This is a genomic window from Anaerococcus faecalis (genome assembly GCF_013371425.1).
GTDB classification, from domain to species: domain Bacteria; phylum Bacillota; class Clostridia; order Tissierellales; family Peptoniphilaceae; genus Anaerococcus; species Anaerococcus porci.
Window position 1 is genome coordinate 263,240 of record NZ_JABVBA010000001.1, and the last position, 24,033, is coordinate 287,272.

21 protein-coding genes and 2 other RNA genes are annotated in these 24,033 nt (G+C 27.6%); 4 read left to right on the forward strand and 19 right to left on the reverse strand.

Annotation, left to right across the window (positions count from 1 at the left end; all coding sequences use genetic code 11):
• Position 1: 1 nt before the first annotated feature.
• The 10 genes from HV819_RS01335 to HV819_RS01380 all read right to left on the reverse strand — a co-directional run bounded on the left by HV819_RS01335 (position 2) and on the right by HV819_RS01380 (position 8,022).
• Positions 2–835 carry a S1 RNA-binding domain-containing protein gene (locus HV819_RS01335; RefSeq protein WP_229771179.1) on the reverse strand — a complete coding sequence of 278 codons (834 nt, stop codon included), beginning with the start codon at positions 833–835 and terminating at the stop codon, positions 2–4.
• Positions 822–1,673 carry a YitT family protein gene (locus HV819_RS01340; protein WP_154538710.1) on the reverse strand — a complete coding sequence of 284 codons (852 nt, stop codon included), beginning with the start codon at positions 1,671–1,673 and terminating at the stop codon, positions 822–824. Before HV819_RS01340 ends, HV819_RS01335 begins: the two co-directional genes overlap by 14 nt.
• Before the next feature lie 116 nt (positions 1,674–1,789).
• Positions 1,790–2,692: a kanamycin kinase gene (locus HV819_RS01345; RefSeq protein ID WP_154538709.1), complete on the reverse strand. Its 903-nt coding sequence runs from the start codon at positions 2,690–2,692 to the stop codon at positions 1,790–1,792.
• A gap of 10 nt (positions 2,693–2,702) precedes the next feature.
• A complete protein-coding gene (gene ptsP, locus HV819_RS01350) occupies positions 2,703–4,412 on the reverse strand; it encodes a phosphoenolpyruvate--protein phosphotransferase (RefSeq protein WP_176269335.1) in 1,710 nt (569 codons plus the stop codon).
• A gap of 63 nt (positions 4,413–4,475) precedes the next feature.
• The gene (locus HV819_RS01355) at positions 4,476–4,736 is read right to left on the reverse strand and encodes an HPr family phosphocarrier protein (protein WP_154538707.1); all 261 of its coding nucleotides are present in this window, start codon (positions 4,734–4,736) and stop codon (positions 4,476–4,478) included.
• A gap of 56 nt (positions 4,737–4,792) precedes the next feature.
• Positions 4,793–5,800 (reverse strand): LacI family DNA-binding transcriptional regulator, encoded by a 1,008-nt coding sequence (locus HV819_RS01360; RefSeq protein WP_176269336.1) that lies wholly within the window; start codon positions 5,798–5,800, stop codon positions 4,793–4,795.
• Positions 5,801–5,848: 48 nt separating this feature from the next.
• The gene (locus HV819_RS01365; protein ID WP_154538705.1) at positions 5,849–6,292 is read right to left on the reverse strand and encodes a hypothetical protein; all 444 of its coding nucleotides are present in this window, start codon (positions 6,290–6,292) and stop codon (positions 5,849–5,851) included.
• Between the two features lie 10 nt (positions 6,293–6,302).
• On the reverse strand, positions 6,303–6,881 hold the full coding sequence (locus HV819_RS01370; RefSeq protein ID WP_154538704.1) for a YtxH domain-containing protein: 579 nt from the start codon (positions 6,879–6,881) through the stop codon (positions 6,303–6,305).
• A gap of 75 nt (positions 6,882–6,956) precedes the next feature.
• A non-coding RNA gene (gene ssrS / locus HV819_RS01375) (6S RNA) lies at positions 6,957–7,125 on the reverse strand.
• A 48-nt stretch (positions 7,126–7,173) separates the two neighbouring features.
• Positions 7,174–8,022, reverse strand: a complete 849-nt coding sequence (locus HV819_RS01380) for an RluA family pseudouridine synthase (RefSeq protein ID WP_176269337.1) — start codon at positions 8,020–8,022, stop codon at positions 7,174–7,176.
• Positions 8,023–8,079: 57 nt separating this feature from the next.
• Here HV819_RS01380 and HV819_RS01385 point away from each other — a divergent pair, with 57 nt between their 5' ends.
• Complete coding sequence (locus tag HV819_RS01385) at positions 8,080–8,865, forward strand: NAD(+)/NADH kinase (RefSeq protein WP_154538702.1); 786 nt, start codon at positions 8,080–8,082, stop codon at positions 8,863–8,865.
• Here HV819_RS01385 and HV819_RS01390 read toward each other — a convergent pair whose 3' ends face one another.
• The 9 genes from HV819_RS01390 to HV819_RS01430 all read right to left on the reverse strand — a co-directional run bounded on the left by HV819_RS01390 (position 8,866) and on the right by HV819_RS01430 (position 21,728).
• Complete coding sequence (locus HV819_RS01390; protein ID WP_229771178.1) at positions 8,866–10,389, reverse strand: peptidoglycan D,D-transpeptidase FtsI family protein; 1,524 nt, start codon at positions 10,387–10,389, stop codon at positions 8,866–8,868. It lies immediately after the preceding gene.
• On the reverse strand, positions 10,352–11,644 hold the full coding sequence (locus tag HV819_RS01395) for an FtsW/RodA/SpoVE family cell cycle protein (protein WP_154538700.1): 1,293 nt from the start codon (positions 11,642–11,644) through the stop codon (positions 10,352–10,354). The genes HV819_RS01390 and HV819_RS01395 overlap by 38 nt, the downstream gene beginning before the upstream one ends.
• Entirely contained in the window at positions 11,631–12,134 is a 504-nt protein-coding gene (locus HV819_RS01400) for an FHA domain-containing protein (RefSeq protein WP_154538699.1), read from the reverse strand. Before HV819_RS01400 ends, HV819_RS01395 begins: the two co-directional genes overlap by 14 nt.
• Before the next feature lie 111 nt (positions 12,135–12,245).
• Positions 12,246–13,937, reverse strand: coding sequence for a phospho-sugar mutase (locus HV819_RS01405; RefSeq protein WP_154538698.1), 1,692 nt, complete (start codon positions 13,935–13,937; stop codon positions 12,246–12,248).
• Positions 13,927–15,810, reverse strand: coding sequence for a type I pullulanase (gene pulA / locus HV819_RS01410; protein WP_154538697.1), 1,884 nt, complete (start codon positions 15,808–15,810; stop codon positions 13,927–13,929). The genes HV819_RS01405 and pulA overlap by 11 nt, the downstream gene beginning before the upstream one ends.
• A gap of 20 nt (positions 15,811–15,830) precedes the next feature.
• Positions 15,831–18,038 carry a glycogen/starch/alpha-glucan phosphorylase gene (locus HV819_RS01415; RefSeq protein ID WP_154538696.1) on the reverse strand — a complete coding sequence of 736 codons (2,208 nt, stop codon included), beginning with the start codon at positions 18,036–18,038 and terminating at the stop codon, positions 15,831–15,833.
• A 1-nt stretch (position 18,039) separates the two neighbouring features.
• On the reverse strand, positions 18,040–19,470 hold the full coding sequence (glgA, locus tag HV819_RS01420; RefSeq protein ID WP_154538695.1) for a glycogen synthase GlgA: 1,431 nt from the start codon (positions 19,468–19,470) through the stop codon (positions 18,040–18,042).
• Between the two features lie 10 nt (positions 19,471–19,480).
• Positions 19,481–20,593, reverse strand: coding sequence for a glucose-1-phosphate adenylyltransferase subunit GlgD (glgD, locus tag HV819_RS01425; protein ID WP_154538694.1), 1,113 nt, complete (start codon positions 20,591–20,593; stop codon positions 19,481–19,483).
• Between the two features lies 1 nt (position 20,594).
• Positions 20,595–21,728: a glucose-1-phosphate adenylyltransferase gene (locus tag HV819_RS01430; RefSeq protein ID WP_154538693.1), complete on the reverse strand. Its 1,134-nt coding sequence runs from the start codon at positions 21,726–21,728 to the stop codon at positions 20,595–20,597.
• Positions 21,729–21,880: 152 nt separating this feature from the next.
• Between HV819_RS01430 and ssrA the strand changes: the two genes are divergently transcribed.
• The 3 genes from ssrA (at position 21,881) to HV819_RS01445 (ending at position 23,979) form a co-directional block, all read left to right on the forward strand.
• Positions 21,881–22,237: a transfer-messenger RNA gene (ssrA, locus tag HV819_RS01435) on the forward strand.
• Positions 22,238–22,591: 354 nt separating this feature from the next.
• The gene (locus HV819_RS01440) at positions 22,592–23,161 is read left to right on the forward strand and encodes a helix-turn-helix domain-containing protein (RefSeq protein ID WP_176269338.1); all 570 of its coding nucleotides are present in this window, start codon (positions 22,592–22,594) and stop codon (positions 23,159–23,161) included.
• Positions 23,125–23,979, forward strand: a complete 855-nt coding sequence (locus tag HV819_RS01445) for an IS3 family transposase (RefSeq protein WP_328700321.1) — start codon at positions 23,125–23,127, stop codon at positions 23,977–23,979. Before HV819_RS01440 ends, HV819_RS01445 begins: the two co-directional genes overlap by 37 nt.
• Positions 23,980–24,033: the final 54 nt, after the last annotated feature.

The window sequence follows — 24,033 nt, forward strand, 5'->3', positions numbered from 1 at the left end:
TTTATCTCCTCATTAACTCTATTTTATTAGAAAAAATTCTTATGTATTTTTCCTTATAAAGTCTACCTATAGCTCTTTTAAAGGAAGACTTTGAGAGTCCAAAAATCCTATATATTTTATCAGGGCTTGACTTATCTCCTAGATTTACTAAACCATCATTTTCATAAAGATAATCTAAAATTTTTTCACTATCTGAATCTATCTCTAGATAGGCTCTTTTTCTATTAGTAAGTTCTATTTTACCATCTTCTTTTACTTCTTTGACTCTTAGTTTTAGCAGTTCACCTTCTATATGAACTCCCTTAAGTTCATTTATTCTTAAAAGAGAATCATATTGATTATTTATAGCTACAAATGCTCCTATATGTTTATTAATAGAATATATCCTGCCTTCCACTATGTCATTTTCCTTAAAATTATGGTCAAGAGATAAAAACTCCCTAATCTTAGTAGTTAATATAAGCATATTATCCTTATCTAACATAACTCCAACTGGATAAGTCATATCTTTAAAAAGCTTGTAAGATTTTTGGTCCTTTGGCATTAATAATTTTATATTATTTCCAAACAAAAAATAGGCACCTTTTTTATCTATATCTATACATTTTAAACTATAGACTTTATGTTCTATGATACTTAAATTACAACTTGCCCTCAAAACATTATTAATGTCATAATATATATAAGCCTTTACTTTATCCCCTTTTTTATTATTGTACACTTGCTTGCTATCTATTAAAGCATCTCCAAAGCAAGTCTTAAGATATGCTTTATTTTTAGCAAATCTTTTTATAATTAAATTTTTAATTTTTTCACTCCTATCATTCAAATACATTGTATGTAAATCCTTCACCATAAACTTCTGATATAGTATGTGTAAATACAAATGCATTTTTATCAATATCTAATATATCATCTCTTATAGATGGAAATCTTCTAAATGGGACAACCGTAAGAATAATATCCCTTTTTTTATGAGAATAACCACCTTCAGATTTATATAAGGTAACACCTCTATCATATTTACTTAATAGCATCTTATTAATTTCTTCACTATAATCACTAATTACTGTGATAGCAATTTTTCTGCCTAAACCTTGAATGAAATAGTTAAATCCAACTGATTGTATTATAACTGTCATAACAGCATATAAAGCTTTTTCTATGCCAAATTCAGTAACTGCCATCATAACAACTAAAAAATCTATAGCAAACAAACATTTAGCTAAGGTTATTGAAAAATATTTATTTAAAACGGCAGCAATTATATCGGTTCCACCAGAAGAAGCATCATTGAAGAATATTCTACTTAAAGAATATGAAACTATTCCTGCACCGAAAAGCACATTTATAATAACATCATTGGTCAAAATAGTATCTGGAAATACTCTTTCAAAAAACATAATCCCTAATGAAACAATCGTTGCTGAAAGAATAGATTTTTTTCCAAAACTTTCCCCCATAAATACAAATGCTACAATAAATAAAATAATATTTAAAATTAAAGACCATTGTCCAACTGTTAAAAAACTAAACCATTTAGAAATTATTATAGAAATTCCAGTAACTCCACCAGAGGCTATACTATGTTGCACAAGAAAAAAATACATTCCAAATGAAAGCAATAATGAATTAAATATTATACTTATAATTTTATTAACTTTGTAATTCATTTTTCCCATCCTTATGTAAAATATCAATTAAATATTATCATATTATATATTATATTACAAAATAAACAATAATGAAAAAGGACTCTTGCTTTAAATATAGCAAAAATCCTTTAAATTTACACCCATGATGGTATTATAGTTGAAAAATTATCATACATTAAAATAATCTTCTCTATTTCCTCTTCGTTTAAGTAAGATTCTTTATTTTCTCTTATATTAACTAAGGATTCTAGTAAGTAATAAGCTTGGTATAGGCTTAATAGCCTAAAAAATTTCCTAGATACTTGTTCACCCTCATGGTAAGATTCTAAAACTCCTTTAGCAAAATCAGGACTCGTAATGGAAATCTTATTTATATTAACAAAATCCGATATTCCATCACCAACTTTCAAATCTTTAAGACCTCTTATGTCTATTTTATCATTATCATATATTCTTATATTTTTGTCATTTAAACCCTCATACAAAATATTTGATGAGGTATTTTTACATATATAAGAATTATTTTGTAGATAATCTATCAATATATAATCATTAACACCATTATTTTTGTTAAGTCCTTGCCTATATAAGAGCAAGTTTATCTTTGTTTCAATTTTTTTATGCCAATCGTAATCTAAATTGGAGTCAATTTTTTTCATATGGATTTTTTTTAAAATCTCTCCAAATTTAAGTCCAATATTATATACCTCTTTACTAGAATATTTACTTATATATTCTTTTAAAGATATTTCATTTCTAAATTCAAATACCTTGTATGACTTATCTAAGTCAGGCATAATTCCGATTTCATATAAGTCTAAAGGATTGACATCTATACTTCTAAGGTAATTATTAATTTCATTTTCTTTTTTTAAATTATCAAAATCTTCTATAGGATACAATCCAACCACATAGGTAATACCATTAAAATCAAATTTTAATTTATTTGATGAAATTTTGCTAAGCTTTTTTATATTATTTATGTCATTTTTAAAAATGTTAGTTCTTTTAATTATATCAAAAGCATTTTTATCCATATTATTACCATCAATTATGATTATCTACTGCCTCTTCTACTTTATTTACATCTTCTAAATCAAGTATTTTTTCAGCAAATTTCTTTTCTTCCTCATAAGAAGAATTTAAAATAATATCTTTGACTTGTGGCAACTTTGATGCTGAACCAGAAAATTCATCCAATCCTAGACCTAATAATAATTTAGTAGCTCTTGTATCTGAAGCAAATTGTCCACACATGCCTGTCCATTTACCTTCCTTATGACTTTCATCAATTACATGCTTAATTGACCTAATTACAGCAGGATTAAAGTTGTTGTACAAATCAGAAATATTTTCATTACCTCTATCACAGGCTAATGTATATTGTGTAAGATCGTTAGTTCCTATTGAAAAAAAGTCTGAATATTTAATAAGTTTATCTGCCATAATTACAGATGCAGAAGTTTCAACCATTATACCTAAATCTACATCCTTATTATAAGCAATACCTTCATTGTCTAAGTCTTTTTTAATATCTTCTAGTATATTACGAGTTTTCTTTATTTCATCAACAGATATTACATATGGAAGCATTATCTTTAAATTACCAAAAGCAGAAGCCCTTAATAATGCTCTTAATTGATCTCTAAATATATCTTCGTGATCTAAACAAAATCTTATTGCTCTATAACCTAAAAATGGGTTTTCTTCTTTAGGAAAATCATAATAATCAAGTCCCTTATCACCACCAATATCGAGCGTTCTTACAACTAAAGGTTTTTCACCAAGCATTTGTGTAGCCTCTTTATATACTTCAAATTGTTCTTCTTCAGTTGGAAAATGATCATTCTCCATATATAAAAACTCTGTTCTAAATAAACCTACACCATCACATCCATAGTCAATCGCAACTTTTAAATCTTCAATATTACCAATATTTGCTGAAACTTCACATGTTCTACCATCCTTAGTTTTTGCTTCTAAGTTTTTGACTTTTTCAAGTCTTTGTCTTTCAACTCTTTGCTCTTCAATAATTTTTGAATATTCTTCAATCTCAGCTTTACTTGGATTTATAATAAGCTCTCCATTATTACCATCAATTATAGCCATTTCTCCACCCTTAACTTTTGAAGAAATTCCTGTCATTCCAACTATAGCAGGAATATCTAAGTTTTGAGCTATAATTGAAACGTGAGATGTTTTACCACCTAAATCAGTAGCAAAACCCAAAACTTTGGCTTTGTTCATATTTGATGTATCTGATGGTGTTAGTTCCTTTGATATAATTATGAAATCCTCATCTAGTTTGGATAAATCTTTTGGTACAACACCCTTTATTTTACATAAAACTTGGAAACCGATGTCTTTATAATCGTCAGCTCTCTCTTTAAGGTATTCATCATCTAAAGAACTCATAACTTCAATCATTTGATCAACTGTTTCACTTGTAGCAAGTTCGGCATTCTTGTTATCATTAGAAATACTTTCTTTTATAGAGTCTAGAAAATAAGGATCTTGCAATAATTCCTTATGTGCTCTAACAATATTTAGCATTTCTTCATTCTCTTCACTAATTTCTTTTTTTTCAAGATTTTTAAAATATGAGCTTATAGCATCTTCAACCCTTTTTATTTCTTTATCTTTTTCTTTGTCTTCAATTAAAGATTTGTCAATGATTAATTCTTCCTTTGTAAAAAGAAATAGTTTTCCTATTGCGACACCGTTAGATGCTATAATGCCTTTATATCTTTCACTCATACACTAATATCCTTTCTGAAATTGTAAAAATATAGAGGTACTATTAAGTACCCCTAATATTAATTACTCTGATAAATTATCTATAAAATCAGTTAATTTGTCTGCAAATTCTTCTTCGTCTTCACCTTCAACAATGATACCAATTTCTGTACCTTTTGAAATTCCTAGACTCATAACATTAAATATACTCTTAGCATTTGCTTCTTTTCCATCTTTTACTAACTTAACATCTCCTGGATAATTTTTTACAAATTGCACCAAAGAAGCTGCTGGTCTTGCATGTAGACCTGTTTCATTAGTAACAACAATTTTTCTTTCTGCCATAATTGCCTCCTAAAATTTTATAATATTATTTTAACATTTAAATAAGTTACTTTCAACTATCGACTTTTTGTACTATCGCGAGATATAAGTTGTGCATCAAGAATCCAATTATTTTCTAGAATATCTTCCTCTCCCCTAATTCTTTTAATTAGAGCCCTTATACAAATGGCTCCAATATCATAATTAGGAATAGATACAGTTGTAAGTTTTGGTCTGTAGACTCTAGAAATTTCTGAATCACCAAATCCAACTACAGAAAAATCATCTGGCACTTTGATGCCATTATCATAGCAATAAGCTATAAATCCAACTGCAACTTGATCGTTTATAAAGCTTATAGCACTTAAATTTTTGCTTTTAACTTGTGAAATAACCTCTTCACCTATATTATACCCATCATCACTTGAATTTCCACGAGCTTCTATAATTATAGGTTCGAGATTTTTCTTCTCCATAAACTTTTTATAGCCTTCTATTTTTATATCAGAAAGATAGTCATGATCTTTCTTGGTTACATATGCAATATTTTCATGTCCTAATGAATTTAAATATTCAATTAACTTATACTGTTCATTGAGATAATCTATTTTTACAGTATTTAATTTCTTAAAGTCATGGAACTTATCAAGTAAAATGAAAGGAGTTTTATTATCTCTTAATTTTACTAGAACTTCTGCTGAAATATTTTCACTTATTACTACAATTCCTTCAACTTGTTTTGTAGACAAGAATTCTATAGCATTTTCAAGTGCGTTATCATCACCATATGTAGATGATAATATAATATCATACTTATACAAGTGACCTATTTCCTCAACACCTCTAATCAATTGAGCCATATATTCGATACCAATATCCTCTACAATTACTCCAATTAAATTAGACTTTTTCATTACTAGACTTCTTGCAAGTTCATTAGGTTTAAAATCTAGCTTGTTTATTGCATCTAGTACTTTTCTTCTTGCTTCAGGGCTTACTGGCTTTGAATCATTCATTACCCTAGAAACAGTAGAAATTGACACTCCAGCAAGTTTTGCAACATCTTTAATAGTAGGTTGTGCCATATAATCTCCCTTCATTTTTAATATAATAAAAGGTCATCTATTGATGACCTATCTTCCTGCTATAACATTTCTAACTATATCAACTACATCCATAATTAATGAGGCATAGTCATTTATTGACGCTATTCCTTCTCCAAAGGTATCTGTAGTATCGACCACACTTTCTCCAAAATAATTAACTGTATCTTTAACATCAACAGTTATATCGCTTACATTAGAGATAGCTAAATTAGCGTTAGAGATAGCCATCTTTAGATTAGGATCAGATACTAGTCCATTTACATTATCTACTAAAGTATTAGCTTGATCAACTAAAGTTGGTAATTTATCTATAACGTTGTCTAGGTTATCTTTATTTTTATCTACTATTTTTTGTATAGACTTTACTAAATTAATTGCATTTTTCAAAAATAAAGCAAGAAATATAATAGCAATAATGCCTACTAGTAATAAGATAATATCAGCCATTAATCTTATATTTATTGTAACCATTAATTACTCCTTACTTATTTCTTTTTTTATCTTCAGCTCTTCTTACTTCCCCAGCTTTTTTTTCTGTTTCTTTAACTACATCTTTGCTTTCTTCTATACCTTCTTTAACTTCTTCAGATGCTTCCTTTGCCCCTTTTTTGGCAGCATCCTTAACATTTTTCGCATCTTCCTTAATTACCTTAACTTCGTCTTTTACATCTTTGGTATTTTCTTTAACAATTTCTTTAAAATTTTCAGTAGTCTTTTTAACTGTATCAATACCTTCTTCTATACCTTCTTGTATAGGTTGTAATTCAGTATATGCCCTATCTTTAAAATCTATATAAGATTCTTTAGCATTTTCTACCATATCACTTGTGGAATCTTTTACAGTATTTACAGTAGAATCTATTGAATTTTTGATATCTTCTCTTAGTTTTTTACCTGATTTTGGAGCAAGTAATAATCCAGCTGCAACTCCTGCTAATGCACCAACTATTGCACCTTGAGTTCTCATTCTGCTATCATGGTTTCTTACTTTCCATATCTCATATTTAAGTTCTCTTTGTTTTTTTTGTGCTTTACTTTCAATATAATCAGCTATACTCATAGTATACTCTCCTTTAAATTATTTATTGTCTTATTTAAGTTAATACCCAACTTTAAGAAAAAAATAACATAAAATAAAAAATCCAAGGTGGTCCTTATATTTAATACCTTCGCGTATGTGAAGGTGGGTTTGCTATTTGAAATCTCTGACTTCCACTCAAAGGAGGCTTGCCATCAAAGTCAAAACTCCGCAATCCCTTATAAATGTTGTAGGTTTAAATTTGGACCTTGCTCCTTGGAATATATTTATTATATATCATGAAAAGCATAATTGCAAATATGTTTTTAAAGTACTAAATCCCTAAATTTAAGTATTTATCGAATTGTGGTCTTGATAGTATCGTTATCTTTTTATTATCTCTAAAACATGAAAATTCAAGTTTATAACTATGTAAAAGAAATCTATCTAGCTTATATTTGCTTCCATATAACTTATCTCCTAAAATAGGGTGACCTATACTTGATAAAGATAACCTTATTTGGTGAGTTTTACCAGTTAATAATTTAGATTCTACAAGTGAAAAATTGTTATATATTTTCATGCTCTTAAAATAAGTTCTTATCTCTTTTCCCTCAGGGTATAATTCCATTTTTTTTAAATTACTATTGTAATTTATATTTAATTTCAACTCTCTATCTATATTAAGTTTTCCATCAACCAATGAAATATAAAATTTATTAACATTGTTTTTTTCAATCTCACCTTGATAAAATGCTTGAGCATATTTATTTTTTGCAATTAGCATTATCCCCGAAGTATTCATATCTAGTCTGTTTATAAGTCTTATCTTTGACCTTATATTATTTTCTTTAAAATAATAAGCTATATAATTAGATAAACTTTCTTGATTTTTAGAATTTACAGTTAGGTTAGCCTCTTTATTTACAGCAATTATATCCTTATCTTCATATAATATATCTAATTTTTTGTAAATTGTTTTATAATCTAAATTTTCATCTTCAATTGAAATCTTAACAAGATTACCTTTATTTAGATTAATATTTCTTTCGGTTTTATTTCCATCTATAGTCAATAATCCATTATTTATTAATTTCTTATATGATCTTTTTGAAATAGACTTTTCTAATAAAAATTTTTTTAAGGAAATTTCCTTATCCACTTTAAATTTAATAGATTCCACAATGTGTCCTTTCATTAGTGTGTTATAATAATTATATATTAAGAAAGGTAAGTTACAATGACTAAAATTATTAACATTTTTAAAAATAAATCTAGATATAGTAAAAGTATATATAATAAAACTAAAGAAATATTAAAAGATTATGGTTATGAAGTATCGAATTCTTATAATTCTGATGCTTGTCTAAATTTAGTAATAGGTGGAGATGGCACATTTTTAAATGCTGTTAAAAACTCAAAATTTTCTACTATTCCTTTTATTGGTATAAATACTGGACATTTAGGATTTTACCAAGAAGTAGCAGCTGAAAATATCGAAGACTTTGTTAAAAGCTTTCACGAGAATAATTACAAAATAGAAAATTTGCCAATATTGGAATCAAGAGTAGGTAAGTCTGTATATTATTCTGTTAATGAAGTGGTAGTTAAAAGCAACAAAAATCAATTAATAAGATTAAGACTATTTATTGATGGTAATTTTATTGAAAATTTCTCAGGAGATGGCTTAATTATATCAACCCCACACGGTTCGACTGCTTATAACTTATCTGCAAATGGTGCTATATTACATCAATCTTTAGACGGTTTTCAACTTACTCCAATAGCTCCTGTTTTTTCATCTTTAAATAGGTCCTTAAAGGCTCCTATAGTATTACCTAAAAATGCAGAAGTTGAGATTAATGTAAGCAAAAGGGATAGTCACCATACTGTTTTCATATTTGATGGAAAAGAATTTAAAAGCAAAAGTTTTAAAATCAGAACAAAAATTGCTGATAAACAACTAAAAAAGCTTATTTTAAATAAAAATCACTATTGGACTAATATTAAAAATAAGCTATTATAATTAATCTAAATTTACATTATTTACTATAGAATTTACTAATTGCCCTGCTAAAGGAGCAGCTATTTCTCCACCTGTTGAACTTGTATTTTCTAATACAACTGCAAAGGCGATTTTTGGATCATAGGCTGGTGCAAAACCTACAAACCATGCATCAGTCGCTCCATCATCTCTATCTGCGGTTCCTGTTTTTCCAGCTATTTGTACAGATTGTATATAAGCTCCGGTACCTGTTCCTCTGTTTACAACATCTACCATATAGTCTCTTATAGTATTTGCGTTCTCCTCGCTAGTTGCTTGTGATAAAACTTCACTTTCACTTTTCTTTATTTCTTTACCATCCTTATCAACCACATTGTTAACAAGTCTAGGCTGCATCATCTTTCCATTATTTGCTATAGCAGATGCTATCATAGCCATATGCAAAGGTGTTACTTGAGTTTTTCCATATCCAAATCCTGTCATAGCTAAATCAACTTGGTTTAGTTCTTCATAAGGAATCTTTGAATTGATTTTTTCAAGATCAAACTTATAATCCCTATTAAACATATATCTTTCAGTAACTTCCTTATAAAAGTTTTTACCAAGCTCATCTGTCTTTGATGCAAAATAAGTATTTACAGAGTTTAAAAATGCACTTCTTAAGTTTATACTTCCATAGGAATATCCACCATAGTTTTTAATATCATAGCCTTGTATAGTTACCTTACCTGTATCATTAAAACTCGTGTCAATCTGACTATCCAAAATAGCATCAGCAGTTACTATCTTCATAGTTGAGCCTGGTCGATATATCCCTTGACTTGTTCTATTTAATAAAGGAGCGTTATTCGATTGTACTAGGTTTTCCCAGTCACCTTCTATAGTATTTGGATTATAAGATGGTTTTGATACCAAAGCTAAAACTTCTCCATTTCTTGGATCCATAACAACTATAGAACCAATATTATTTCCTAAAACTTCATAAGATATTTCTTGTATTCTTTGATCAATAGTTAAGTTTAAATTATTTCCAATACCAGATTGTTCGACCATGTCCCTAATTTTAGATGTAGCCTGATCAGATATATTTAATAATTCTTTGTTATAGGTTTTTTCAAGACCGCTTTTGCCATACTTTACAGAATTATAACCTGTAAATGTAGAATTTACAAATGGATTTGTATATATTCTCTGACTATTACCTTTTTCATCCCTTTCACTATAAACTAAAAGCTCACCATTTCTATCATAAATATTTCCTCTTTTAATCACATTTTCATTAATCCAAAGTCTTTTATTATGACTGTTATCAGCTACTGTTTGTGATCTAAATAGTTGAAAATAAACAAGATAAAGTACTATGGTTAAGAATAAGAATATAAATAAAATCATAACATATATTAATCTTTTATTCATAGTAGATTTTTCTAAAAAGTGATTTTCACTGTCTTCTTTTAGTCTTTGAGATTTTTCCATTTCCAAAATTTTTTTAAATAGGGATTTTTCTCTATCTTTGCTTTTTTTGTTTTTGTTTTTCTTTTTCATCATTATCACCATTTTCCATTTTTTGACCAGAAAATTGCAAACAAGCTAGAAGTATAAATCCTGCAATCATAGATGAGCCACCAGCAGATATAAATGGAAGTGTAACCCCTGTTAAAGGTATTAACTTTAATACTCCTCCCAATATTATGAAGGTCTGAAGAGCAAATAAACTTCCTATGCAAAAGGCAAGTATAGAAAAAAATTTATCTTCTTGTTGTAAGGATATTTTTATAGCCCTATATACTAAGATTAAAAATAATAATACCACAGCAATTCCCATAAATATTCCATACTCTTCACAAATTGCAGGAAATATAAAATCACTTTCTGCAACTGGTATATAATCCGGCCTACCAAGTCCAATTCCTGTACCAAATAGTCCACCGCTTGCAAGAGCAAATAGAGATTGGGTTATCTGATATCCCTTATCATCAATCACAGACCATGGATCTATCCATGTTTCTACCCTCACTTTTATATGTGAGAATAGAAAATATGCAAGAATTGAGCCAAGAACTATAAATATTATATTAAGAAGTATAAGTTTTCTATCCCTTTCATAAACAAATTGGGCTAAAATCATAGTTGCAAAAAATATTATTGCTGTTCCTAACTCTCTTTGTATAAAAAACATTAGAATAAATACATATATCCCTATATTTAAGTAATACTTTCCAAAAGCCATCTTCCTAAATTTATTATAGTTGGTATAGTAACTTGCAACAAAAAATACAAATGGAATCTTTATAAATTCTGAAGGTTGTAAGGAAAAGGGTCCTATATTAATCCAATTTTTTGCTCCACCAGAAGCAAAACCAAATATTAAAGTTGCAATAAATAAGAATATAGATATTAAAAAGTAAAATAGTATATGCTTATCCCAATTTCTCTTACTTTTTAATATAAAATAAGTAATAAAGAAAACAAATATGCCTATTATATAAAAAATCAGCTGTCTTTGCCCTATAGCAGGATTTAACCTATATATTATTGCAACTCCAATTGCAAAAAGCATATTTACAATTAATAGTAAAATATTATCAGTCTTAGTAATTTTTTTTACTAGAACTGATGAAGCCATAGTCAATATTAAAATAGACAGATAGGCATAAAAATCCTTATTGCTTATATTTTCTATATTATAGATCATAGAAAGACTAAGGGCTAAAAACTCAAATATAAATAAAAGAACTAAAGCATTCGTCTTATATTTTTTTTGTAGGATAATATTTTTATTTTCCTCAATCATTCTCATCACCATTAATAAATAAAAATTTCAATTCTCCAAATTTAATAATATCTTTACTTTTTAGCTCAATTGCATCAAAAATTCTTTCATCATTTAAATATGTTCCATTTGATGAGTTTAGATCCTCTAAAAAGTAAATTCCCTTATCTAATATAATCCTAGCATGAAAATTTGATAAAAATTGGTCTTTAATACATATAGTATTTCTATCATCTCTACCAATACTATTATCTTCACCTATGTAGTAGTATTCTTGTATTTTAAACTTATATTCATCATTTTTGCTAATTAGTTTAAGATAGGTATCAGATATTTTCTCTTTTCTAATAACGTATCTTACGTCATAATATATTATCTTTATTATGGAGTATATAAAATACAATACTATTACAACAAAAACATATTTTAAAATTGTTGACAATAGTTGATAAAGTGTCATATTTCCAAAAACATGGATCGAAAATACTCTATCTATAAAGTTAAAAAATAGATCCATAAAATCCTCCTTGAATTTCACTTTATTCATTTTATCAGATATTTCAAATACTTTAAAATAAACTTGTGAAAAACATATAAGTTAAAAAGGGCTAGTAACCTAGCCCTAGTCTTATTCTACTTTGTTAATTATTTTGTTAACCTCATCTTTTATCTTATCTTTTTTGCTTATTGCCTTATCTTTTGTTTCATCTATTACGTTTAAATATAATTTGATTTTTGGCTCAGTTCCTGAAGGTCTTAGAACAAACCAAGAGTCATCTTCAAGATAATATTTTAATACATTTGATTTTGATAAACCAGTTTTGTCATTTTGATAGTCTATAATGTTTTTAACTTTTAAATTACAAACTTCCTTAATAGGATTAGTTCTAATACTTTCCATTATTCTTTTTATCTTATTTGCTCCATCAAGTCCCTCAAGAACAATTGATTGAACTTCATTTGCATAGAAACCAAATTTTTCATATATTTCTTCTAATACATCTAGTAAGGATTTGCCTTTTTTCTTATAGTAGGCTGTCATTTCACTTATAAGCATAGCTGAATTTACAGCATCCTTATCTCTTACAAAATCTTTGTAGTTATAACCTATACTTTCTTCAAATCCGAATATAAAGGTTCCCTTACCGTTTCTTTCAAACTCATTTGCTATTTCATATATATTTTTAAATCCAGTTAAAACTTCATACACATCTACACCAAAGCTATTAGCTATAGGATTAACTAAATCTGTTGATACTATTGTTTTCACTATAGCTCCATCACTAGGTAATTCACTATTTTCTTTAAGTGCTGTAAGGATATAATTTGCTAAAAGAGAACCTATTTTATTACCTGTTAGAAATTCATACTCTCCCTTATTATTTCTTACTTCAACGGCACATCTATCTGAATCAGGATCTGTTGCTAAAAGTAATTCTGCTTCTTTTTTCTTACCCAACTCTTCAGAAAGTCTAAAAGCTTTAGGATCTTCTGGATTTGGATATCCAACTGTTGTAAAGTCAGGATCAGGATTTTCTTGTTCTTCTACTATATAAATATTTTTAAATCCTCTTTTTTCTAAAATTTTTCTAACTAATTTGTTTCCACATCCATTTAGTGGCGTATAAACTATTTTAACATTTTTATCTATATCTTCATTTATTGTACAATCTAGAACTTCTTTTATATAATCTTCAATAACCTTAGGGTCGACATACTTTATTATACCTTTTTCTACTCCATCATTAAATTCGATTCTTTTAATCTTAGAATAGTCATCATATTCTTTCATGTAATCTTGAATTTTTACAGCTGTAGCTTCTAATATTTGACTTCCATCAGAACCATAAGCCTTATATCCATTATACTCTCTTGGATTATGACTTGCTGTAATCATTACACCAGCATAAGAATTTAACTTTCTAATTGTATAAGAGCATACTGGAGTTGGTTGAATTTCATCATATATATATACTTTTATTCCATTAGCAGCAAAAACTCCAGCTGCAATTTTTGCAAAGTCCTCTGATTTATGTCTTACATCATAGCAGATTGTTACTCCCCTATCTCTTGCTTCATCTCCTCCTTCATTGATGGTATCAGCAAAAGCTTGACTTGCTTTAGCAACAGTATAATCATTCATCCTATTTGTGCCTACACCTAGTTTTCCTCTAAGACCTGCTGTACCAAAGGCTAATTCTTGATAAAACCTATCTTCGATTTCTTCTTCGTTATCTCTAATTAATCTAAGCTCTTCTCTTGTAGCTTCATCAAAAAAATCATTGTTTAGCCATTTTTCATAAGTTTCTTTATAGTTCATTTCCTTCTCCTCCAATATAAACATTTACTGATATTTTTTCAAAATTCTCAATATTTGATACATTAATCTTATTATTAATTTTACCCATTTTTGAAAAAACTTTTCTCACAATATCGTCTTTAGAAAAAATATTATCTCTTAAAGTTTTATTAAGTTTTACTTCACTGCTTGAAGCATTGAATACAACATAAATTCTTTTATTCTTATCTTCAATAGTATATGAAATTAAATTATCATCAAGTCCTTCTATAAATTTAAGTTTACTTTTTATTAATGAGCTTTTATAAATATTAAACACATTTAGTTCTTTTCTTAATTCTATCAATGATTTCACATAAGTATAAGTTGATAAATTATGTATCTTATCTTTCCAATCTATTCCGTTTATACTTAATCCTGCATTATAAGAATTTCTATTATTTTGTTTTGAATTATTAAATTCATTTCCTTCATATATAAATGGTGTTCCAAAAGATAGAAATATAAGCGCAAATCCGAGCCTAGATATTTCTTCTATATTTTTCTCACTTGTTAAAGATATTCTTAATTTATCATAGTATATAAGATTATCATGACAATTAAAGTAATTTATTACCTCTCTTGCATCATCTGCAAAACCCATTCTTTTACAATCATAATCAATGCTTCCAGCAATACCTATTTCTATTTGTGTTTTTAAAGAAAAATCTCCCTGTATATATCCTTTGGAATAACCATCATTATTACCTTTTATAGCATCTCTAAATCTATTGTTAAATACTGCAAATCCATTTGACCTTTGCCTACCTATCAAAATTTGCTTGTCTAATGCTAGGGATGAAGTACCTCCCATCCAAGGCTCACCATATATAATTATATTGGGATTGATTTCCTTAAGTTCTTTCAAGGCAATTTTAATGGTATCTATATCAATTAAAGCCATTAAGTCGAATCTAAATCCATCAATTTTATATTCTTTAGCCCAAAATTTTAAACAGTCAATTATAAGCTTTCTAACAAAAGGTTTTTCACTTGCAAGCTCATTACCAACACCTGAACCATTAGAATAAGTCCCATCTGGATTTTTCCTATAATAATATCCTGGAGCCAAGATTTCAAAATTGGAATCTTTAGTTTTGAAAGTATGATTAAAGACAACATCCATAACAACCCTAATTTTTTCTTTATGAATTGAGTCAACCATAGTTTTAAATTCCTCTATTCTAGCTTTAGGATTATATGGATTTGTAGAGTATGAACCCTCTATATTAAAATATAGCTCTGGATCATATCCCCAATTATAATTATCTTCATCAAAAAATTTATAATCCTCTTCAAATGTTGATATAAAATCATATACCGGTAAAAGCTGAACATGACTTATTCCTAATTCCTTAATATGGCCAAGTCCTGTTTTTACCCCTTCATAATATGAATTACTTTGACTTAAACCTAAAAACTTCCCTCTATATTCTACTGAAGAATTCTTATTAGCGGTAAAATCTTTAACATTAAGTTCATAAATAATAATATCATTTAGGTCAGATAGGCCATAATTAGATTTATACCTAGAATTAATCTCTTCCATATCAACAACTGCAGACATTATACTATTTATGGAAGAAGCTTTTGAATAAGGGTCAGTGACTTCATATTTATTTTCAACCAAGTATGAATAAAAATATCCATCCAAATCTCCATAATACCTATACTCAAAAACTCCATTTTTATTTTTCTTCATTGGATAAGAATTTTTTCTTACTTTCCTATAATCATCACATAAAAGTAAATTTATTTTATCTCTATTAGGTGAAAAAACCCTAAAGTCTGTATATTCTTTTTTATATATTGCTCCTAATTCTATATCCTTTATCTCTTCGTAACTAATACTCATAATCTCCTATTTCCCTGATTTCAGAATTTTTTATCCAGACTAAAATTATTTGCCCATATAATATTTCTTATTTCATTATTTATCCAAAGTTCTTTATCCAAGTAATCCTTAGACATCTTAAATCTTAATTTAGTGAGTTTATCTAAATCTTTAAATATAAAAAATGAGTCATTATATTTTATTAAATAATCATATATTATCTTAAAATTATATGGTAGTCTATAATAATCTTCATTAATTAGATTATCAACAATATATCTGATTATATCATCTTTATAGTAAAAGTCACGCGCATTATAATTTTTTTTCACATCATTAATTTCTATAAATTCATTACCAAACTTATAGATAGAGTTTTCTTTGGTAATGTTTTCTAATATCCCACCTTTAGTTGAACAAATATTGGAAAAATTGTGGGCTGAATTTAACATATTGAAACTTTCATTATCAAAATTTACCAAAGTTAAATTACTATATATATCACATGCAGGGTAAAGAATTTTCGATTTCTCAACATTTATATCCTCTATAAATATTATTTTTAGTTTATTTTTTATAAGAACATCAGAATCAATCATATGTTTTAAGGCAAGAATAAACTTAATAACTTCTTTCGCCATAAAATAGCCATCATTAGCAAAACCTGAAAAAATATAGCTTGTTGGAGAAAAGTTTATATTTGAATTATCTTTAAGTTTATAATAAATTGAAGCTATACTTAAGGCATTTAGAAGTTGTCTTTTTGCTTCATGAAAAACACTCAATTGCATATCAAATATAGAGTACGGGTTTATCCTATCATTTTCCAACCCCAATTTTTTAATTAAATTTTTTTTGTTTAATAGTTTACTCTCATCTAAATCATCAAATATTGTCTTATCCTCAAAATCATCTAATGCAAAACTTTCAATGTTATAAATATTATGATTAGATAAAACTTTATTAAAATATTCATTATTCGTATATGAATATAACTCCTTATCTATACCAAAATTTATATATGAAGAATTCTTACTACTATCTTCACTATTTTCTTGATATACCTTAGATAAATAGTAAAAATTTTTAGTAAAATACATATTAATCTTTTTATAGGATAAACTATTGTTTTCGAAAATTGAATCATTGTATTTATTTTTACAATATTCATTTAAAATATATAGAAACTCATAAAAATTACTATCTATTTTTTTTACCATATCCATTGAATAATATTCTTTTGACTCTGGAGTAAGTAATATAGCTATATGAGTAAATACTTTTCTTGCTAAATTTACGCTTTCTTCAAGTTCTATTCCATAACCTTGATAAAGGCTTCTAATAAACTCTATTATAGCTTGAGTAGGATGAATATCAGCAAGTATAATATTAACTTTTTCCCCTATAAACTTAATATCAGCTTCTTTTTTAAAATATCTCCTAAATATATCTTGTATACAACTAACACAATAAAAATATTCTTGTCTTAGCCTATAAAATTTTCCTTCATAATTAGAATTATCCAAATATAAAAATTGGGTTAGGGAGTTATCCTTTGCATAATCGCTATATACACTTTCTAAATCTCCGCTAGATAAGTTCATGTAATTAATTTTATTGATTGACTCAGATTTCCATAATCTCAAAGTATTAATAAATTTATTATTTCTATTTATTACTGGCATATCATAGGCTACAGATTTAAGATCTCTGTTTTCTATATTTAATATATAGGAGAAAGATTTTTTGTGTTCCCATTTGTTGCCCCTATATAGCCAATTATTAGGATTTACAAATTGTTTTCCTTCTCTAATTTCTTGTTTCATGCTGCCACTCTCATATCTAAGAGCATAAGCCATGGCCTTAATCTTCTTTTTTGAGAATTCTTTAATTAAATACCAAGCTGCTGTTCCAATATCTCCATTACCAAGACTGGGCTCTTTCTCATAATTTATTAAATCTTCGTATGAGAAATCAATATCTTTAATGAAATCATCTAATTGGTCTTTCAAATCCAATGATAAAACAACTTCTTCAAGAAATTTGCTAGGATTATATTCGAAAGACAAAAGATAGGTATCAATATCATTATTAATTTTATTAGACTCTACCCACCTAATCCCCAAATCTTGCATTAGGGCATTAACTAAAGCATCATAAACTTCTCCAATCCTTGCCTCTTTTAAATCTTTAGCATAAAAAGAATACAAAAAACTTTGTATTCTTTTTAATATGATATTATCTTTCATTTTAAGCCTTTATTTTTTTATATAATTCTATATATTTTTTAGATGATTCTTCCCAATCATTTTTTTCAGCCATGGCATTACTTATTAATTTATTAAAAGCTTTTTTATCATTTTTATATAAATCTAAAGCAGCCTTTGTTGCAAATAATAGCTCATGAGCATTTATATTTTCAAATGAAAATCCTGTTCCTTCCCCTGTATATTTATTATAAGGAGTAACTGTATCTTTCAATCCACCTGCTTCTCTTACTATAGGTAATGATCCATATCTCATTGCTATCAATTGGCTTATACCACAAGGTTCAGATATTGATGGCATCATATACAAATCACTTGCCGCATATAATTTATGACTTTCCTTGCTGTCATAGTAAATTCTTGCAGCAACCTTTTTTGGATATTTCCATTCAAAATACTTAAACATTTCTTCATACGTATAATCCCCTGTACCTAGAACAACAAGTTGGATGTCTTCTTGTAAAAGTTCATCTAAAATATACCTAATCAAATCAAAACCCTTCATAGATGTAAGTCTTGAACAAATTCCAATCATAGGTATATCTTTATTGACAGGAAGTCCATATTCTTTCTGAAGTTTTGTTTTATTAATTGTTTTTTTATCTATAGATTTAATATCATAGTTTTGATCTATATTATTATCTGTTTTTGGATTCCATATATCATAATCTATACCATTAACTATGCCAGAAAGTTTGTCTTGGTATTCCCTTATTACACCATCCAAACCTTCTCCATAAAATGGATATTTTATTTCTTCTGCATAATTTTCGCTTACTGTATTAAAAGCTGTAGAATGAACTATTCCACCTTTCATTAGATTTATAGCATCAAAATATTTTAAATCATGCTCATTGAAATAATAGCCATCTAGACCTGTTAATGTTAAATATCCAGAATCAAATACGCCTTGGTATTTTAGATTATGAATTGTAAATAGACATCTTATATCTTTATAAAATTCATCACCCTTCTTAAAATCATTTACATAAATATTTACAAGAGCTGTATGCCAATCGTTAGCATGAATTATGTCTGGCTTAAAATCAATTATTTTTGGAAGCTGAGTAAGAGCTTTAGAAAGATAAATAAATCTTTCAGCATCATCATCGTAGCCATAAGGATTTGGTCTATCGAAATACTCTAAATTGTCAATAAAGTAAAAAATAACACCATTCCATTTCAAGCTATATACACCTGCATATTGATGTTTCCAGTCTAGATCAACATAGAATTCTTTAATTTTTTTCATTTTTTTTCTATACACTTGACTTATTGTTGAATATAGCGGCATAGCCACTCTAATATCAATACCTTTTTTTGCTAATTCTTTAGGAAGTGAACCAGCTACATCAGCAAGCCCACCTGTCTTTATAAAAGGATCAGCTTCACTGGTCAAAAACAATACTTTCATATTAAACTCCTTAATTTACATGCTCCCCTTTTTCAGTAAGGAAAGGATGAGTCCTATTTCCAAATAGTTTTATATCGTTATGAATTTTTGTATCCTTATCAGTTATAACATGGTTTAGTATAACTCCTTCACCAATTTCAGAATTTTGGAAAATAATGGAATTTTTAATTACCGCACCTTTTTTTACAGTAACTCCTCTAAAAATTATAGAATTTTCAATCTCTCCTTCTATGAGTGCACCGTTAGCTACCAAAGAATTTCTTACTTTAGAACCTTTTAAGTATTCGGTTGATGGCTCATCTTTACTTTTTGTATACACCATTCCTTGCTTATAGAAAACTTCATCAAAGTAATCTCTATCAAGTAAAGCTAAACTAGTTTCAAAATAGGTTAAGGTATCCATTATTACCTTAAGGCTTTCTTTAGATTTATAAAGACCTATGGATTTATCTTTTGGATACTTAAATAAGGCATCTAAAATTGTAGTTGCATTGTTCTTCTCGATTGAATATCTTAATAAATCAATAAATAAATCTTTTTTGATTAGTAAAGAACCAGTAAATAGATTTATTTCTTCTTCAAGACCTAAATTTATACCAACACTTTTAGGTTTTTCTCCTTCAGTATTTATAATTCTTCTATTTAGATAATAACCATACTCATCATTCTTCTTTTGTGTGAAAATAAGAGCATCTCTACTTTCCTCAAGCATTTGCTGATACGCATCTGATATATCTACCTTGGTAATATACATTGGATTTGTGATATAAATATATTCTCTCTTTGTATCTATAAAATGCTTCATTGTATTATAATAAGTTTCTATTTCATTGCTTGCTCTTGACTTATTATAGATAGGTGGTGATATTGTAAGACCACCGCTTCTTCTATTTAATTCCCAATTTCTACCATCCCCTACATGATCAAGAGTTGATCTTAAAGGCTCTCCTCCATACAAAATTACACTTGATATATTATGATTAGTGATATTAGATAGGGTAAAATCAATCACTCTATACCTACATCCAAAAGGCAACATATAATCAGGTCTGTACTTACACAATGTATCGTAATTCTTCTCATCAAATTCTGAGCTATAAATTAAAGCAAGTATATTTTGCATTCTATTCCTCCTCTATACCATCTTTACTAACTAGGTAAACTGAAGTAGTATTTTTATCACCTATATTTTCAGTAATTTCCATATTTTCTGTTATTACAGCATTGTAAACTTTAATTCCTTCTTTTATAGTTGCTCCTGATAAGATTACAGAATTATTAACACTTGCATTTTCCTCTATTCTTACATTAGAAAATAATACTGAATTATTTACTTCACCATCTATAATACATCCCTCATTAATTAAAGCATCATTTAAAACACCATTTCTACCTATTCTATGAGGAGGAAGATTTAATGCAGTTGTATATATCTTCCAAGAATTATCTTGTATATTAAGTGGGTTTTTTGGATCTATCAAATCAAGATTTGCTTGCCAATATGATTTAACAGTTCCAACGTCTTTCCAATAACCATCAAATTTATAAACAAATAAATTCCTATGATTACTCAATAAATATGGAATTATATCTTTACCGAAGTCATTTGAAGATTCCTTATTTTTATGATCTTCGACTAGAGCTTGTCTTAAAATTTTCCAATTGAATATATATATACCCATAGACGCAAGGTTAGACTTTGGATTTTCAGGTTTTTCTTCAAATTCAATTATCCTTCCTTCATCATCTGTATTCATAATTCCAAATCTAGATGCCTCATCCCAATCTACTTCCATTACTGCTATTGTTGCATCTGCTCCCTTTTCTAGATGCTTATCTAATAGCTTAGTATAATCCATTTTATATATATGATCTCCTGAAAGAATTAGTACATATTCTGGATTTATACTATCTAAGTAATTAATATTTACAAAAATTGCTCCAGCTGTTCCTTCAAACCACTTTCCACCTTCTTCAGTGTAATATGGTGTAAGAATCCTTAGTCCTCCAAAGTTTCTATCATAATCCCATGCAGCACCTATACCCAAATGCTTGTTTAATAATTGAGGTTTATATTGGGTAAGAACACCAATATCTCTAATTTCTGAATTTGTAGCATTTGATAAAGCGAAATCTATAATTTTATATTTTCCACCAAAGGGTACGACTGGCTTTGCCATATCTTTTGTTAAAGCTTTTAACCTGGTACCTTGACCTCCTGCAAGAAGCATAGCAGCTATTTTATTTGAGTTTCTCATATTTCCTCCTATCTATAATAGAATAATAAATTTTATTACTTAATAATATGATACCCAAATTTATAAAAAATAATTAATAATATAAAACCTTTTCTCAAATGTTTTTTTGACAATTATTTCTATATTGGTATAATAATCATTACATTATATAAGGGGATGTTTTGGTTTCGACGTGCTTGTTAAGACTTAAGTTGCAGGTCGTTTATCAATTCGTAAAATTGAAAATTAAATATAAATGCAAACAACAATAGCGAAAGACAATTCGCACTAGCTGCCTAGTTTTAGGCAAGCAGCAAATAAATAGCTTGGTCACAGGAGCTTTTATTTGTTTCATACTTTATGTGGCAACTAATATACAAAGCTTTGAGTATATTAGTATTTATGAAGCTAGTCTAGTAAGTTATTTGTAAGTATATGAGTACTAGATGAAAAATAAATACTTACTAAACTTGTAGATACTTTTGTTAAAGCTTGTACGGACACGAGTTCGAATCTCGTCATCTCCACCAAACTTATTTTAGACCTTGATTTTTCAAGGTTTTATTTTTATAAGTGGCAACATTTTGGCAACAAAAATCAAAAAAATAAAAAAACACTATAAAAAACTGTAATTTGATAAAAATCTGTTTTATAGTGCCTAATTAGAGTATATAAGAAAACTATATTGATAATAAAATAAAATCGCTTAAAGCTCAATATAGAACCTTAAAAAATCTTATATTTTTATAATTTTAATTAAATACAGATATTTTTATAATAATCTTTGAAATAATTTGATAGAGTCCGTATAATTGTGTAAAAAGAAAAAGGTCATTTTGATATGTACCCTCTTTACTGGACAAACCAATAAGGAGGGTATTTTTATGAAATATAGCTATGAGTTTAAAAAGAACTGTATAGAATTATACAAACAAGGTAAATGGGCTGATACACCTAGAGGTATCAACAAATATTACTTCCGTAACTACATAAGAAGATGGAATAATTTAGTAGAAACACATGGAATTGAGATATTAAAGCATAAATCTCATAACAATAGTTTTTCAGTAGAGGATAAATATAATAGTGTATTAGAAGTTGTTAAAGGAAAATCTACTTATCAAGTTTCTATTGAATTAGGAATCAGTGAAGGTAATATTCAAAACTGGATTAACAATTACAAAATTTACGGATATAATGGTCTTGTAAATAAAAAGAAAGGTCGTAAATCTAAAAATACAACTATGAAAAAAACAAATATCCATAAACCAAAAAAACTTAATGAATCTGAACGAGAAGAGCTAATAAGACTTAGAGCTGAAAATGAATATATAAAGGCTGAAAACGAAATAATAAAAAAAGAAATCGCCTTGAGAGAAAAGAATTACGCTGCACAACTCAAGGCGAAAAAGCAGCGATTGTCAAAAAACTCAAAGAAAAAGGCTACAGACTAAAATATCTTTTAATAGCTATCGATTTGCCGAAGTCAACATACTACTTTGAAATTAATAAAGTTGATGTGGTTAAGATTAGAAATAAAAATATAGAAAATAAAATATCTGAGATATTCAACAATCATAAAGGAAGATATGGTGTAAGAAGAGTATATAGAGAATTATTGAATCAAGGATATAAAATAAATCATAAAAAAGTTCAGAGAATAATGCATGAATTAAAACTATTTGGTAAAAGGCCTAGAGAAAAATATCATTCATACAAATGGAAAGTAGGAAAGATTGCTGACAATATAATAGACAGAAATTTTAAAGCTGATAAGCCATTACAAAAATGGAGTACTGATATATCTCAATTTAACTTTTCATGGGGTAAATGCTACATCTCTCCGATACTTGACATGTATACAAATGAAATAATTTCTTATGACTTATCATTAAGTCCTAATTTAAAGCAAATATCTAATATGTTAATGAAAGCATTTAACAAATTTCCAAAACTAAACAGCTTAATATTACATTCAGATCAAGGTTGGCAATACCAACATAAATATTATATAAATGAACTTAAGAAACATGGTATAGTTCAATCAATGTCAAGAAAAGGTAATTGTTATGATAACTCAATTATGGAAACATTTTTTAGAAGATTAAAGAATGAAGTTTATTATGGTTACGAAAAGAGCTATAGCTCTTTTGAAGAATTTTCGAAAGCAATAGAAAAATATATTTATTATTACAATAACGAGAGAATTCAGGAGAAAACAAAATGGATGCCACCTACAAGATATAGGTTAGCATCCACTACAACTAATTAATTAAATATTATGTCCAGTTTTATGGGTACACTTCAAAAAAGGTAATGGTTGATA

Coding starts and splice junctions, on each gene's coding strand:
- HV819_RS01415 (WP_154538696.1), bottom strand. CDS start 18,038: ATGAAAGATAATATCATATTAAAAAGAATACAAAGTTTTTTGTATTCT.
- HV819_RS01430 (WP_154538693.1), bottom strand. CDS start 21,728: ATGAGAAACTCAAATAAAATAGCTGCTATGCTTCTTGCAGGAGGTCAA.
- HV819_RS01340 (WP_154538710.1), bottom strand. CDS start 1,673: ATGAATTACAAAGTTAATAAAATTATAAGTATAATATTTAATTCATTA.
- HV819_RS01335 (WP_229771179.1), bottom strand. CDS start 835: ATGTATTTGAATGATAGGAGTGAAAAAATTAAAAATTTAATTATAAAA.
- HV819_RS01360 (WP_176269336.1), bottom strand. CDS start 5,800: ATGGCACAACCTACTATTAAAGATGTTGCAAAACTTGCTGGAGTGTCA.
- glgD (WP_154538694.1), bottom strand. CDS start 20,593: ATGCAAAATATACTTGCTTTAATTTATAGCTCAGAATTTGATGAGAAG.
- HV819_RS01395 (WP_154538700.1), bottom strand. CDS start 11,644: ATGAGAATGATTGAGGAAAATAAAAATATTATCCTACAAAAAAAATAT.
- HV819_RS01405 (WP_154538698.1), bottom strand. CDS start 13,937: ATGAACTATAAAGAAACTTATGAAAAATGGCTAAACAATGATTTTTTT.
- HV819_RS01370 (WP_154538704.1), bottom strand. CDS start 6,881: ATGAGTATAGCTGATTATATTGAAAGTAAAGCACAAAAAAAACAAAGA.
- HV819_RS01355 (WP_154538707.1), bottom strand. CDS start 4,736: ATGGCAGAAAGAAAAATTGTTGTTACTAATGAAACAGGTCTACATGCA.
- HV819_RS01390 (WP_229771178.1), bottom strand. CDS start 10,389: ATGAAAAAGAAAAACAAAAACAAAAAAAGCAAAGATAGAGAAAAATCC.
- pulA (WP_154538697.1), bottom strand. CDS start 15,810: ATGAGTATTAGTTACGAAGAGATAAAGGATATAGAATTAGGAGCAATA.
- HV819_RS01400 (WP_154538699.1), bottom strand. CDS start 12,134: ATGGATCTATTTTTTAACTTTATAGATAGAGTATTTTCGATCCATGTT.
- glgA (WP_154538695.1), bottom strand. CDS start 19,470: ATGAAAGTATTGTTTTTGACCAGTGAAGCTGATCCTTTTATAAAGACA.
- ptsP (WP_176269335.1), bottom strand. CDS start 4,412: ATGAGTGAAAGATATAAAGGCATTATAGCATCTAACGGTGTCGCAATA.
- HV819_RS01385 (WP_154538702.1), top strand. CDS start 8,080: ATGACTAAAATTATTAACATTTTTAAAAATAAATCTAGATATAGTAAA.
- HV819_RS01440 (WP_176269338.1), top strand. CDS start 22,592: ATGAAATATAGCTATGAGTTTAAAAAGAACTGTATAGAATTATACAAA.
- HV819_RS01345 (WP_154538709.1), bottom strand. CDS start 2,692: ATGGATAAAAATGCTTTTGATATAATTAAAAGAACTAACATTTTTAAA.
- HV819_RS01365 (WP_154538705.1), bottom strand. CDS start 6,292: ATGGTTACAATAAATATAAGATTAATGGCTGATATTATCTTATTACTA.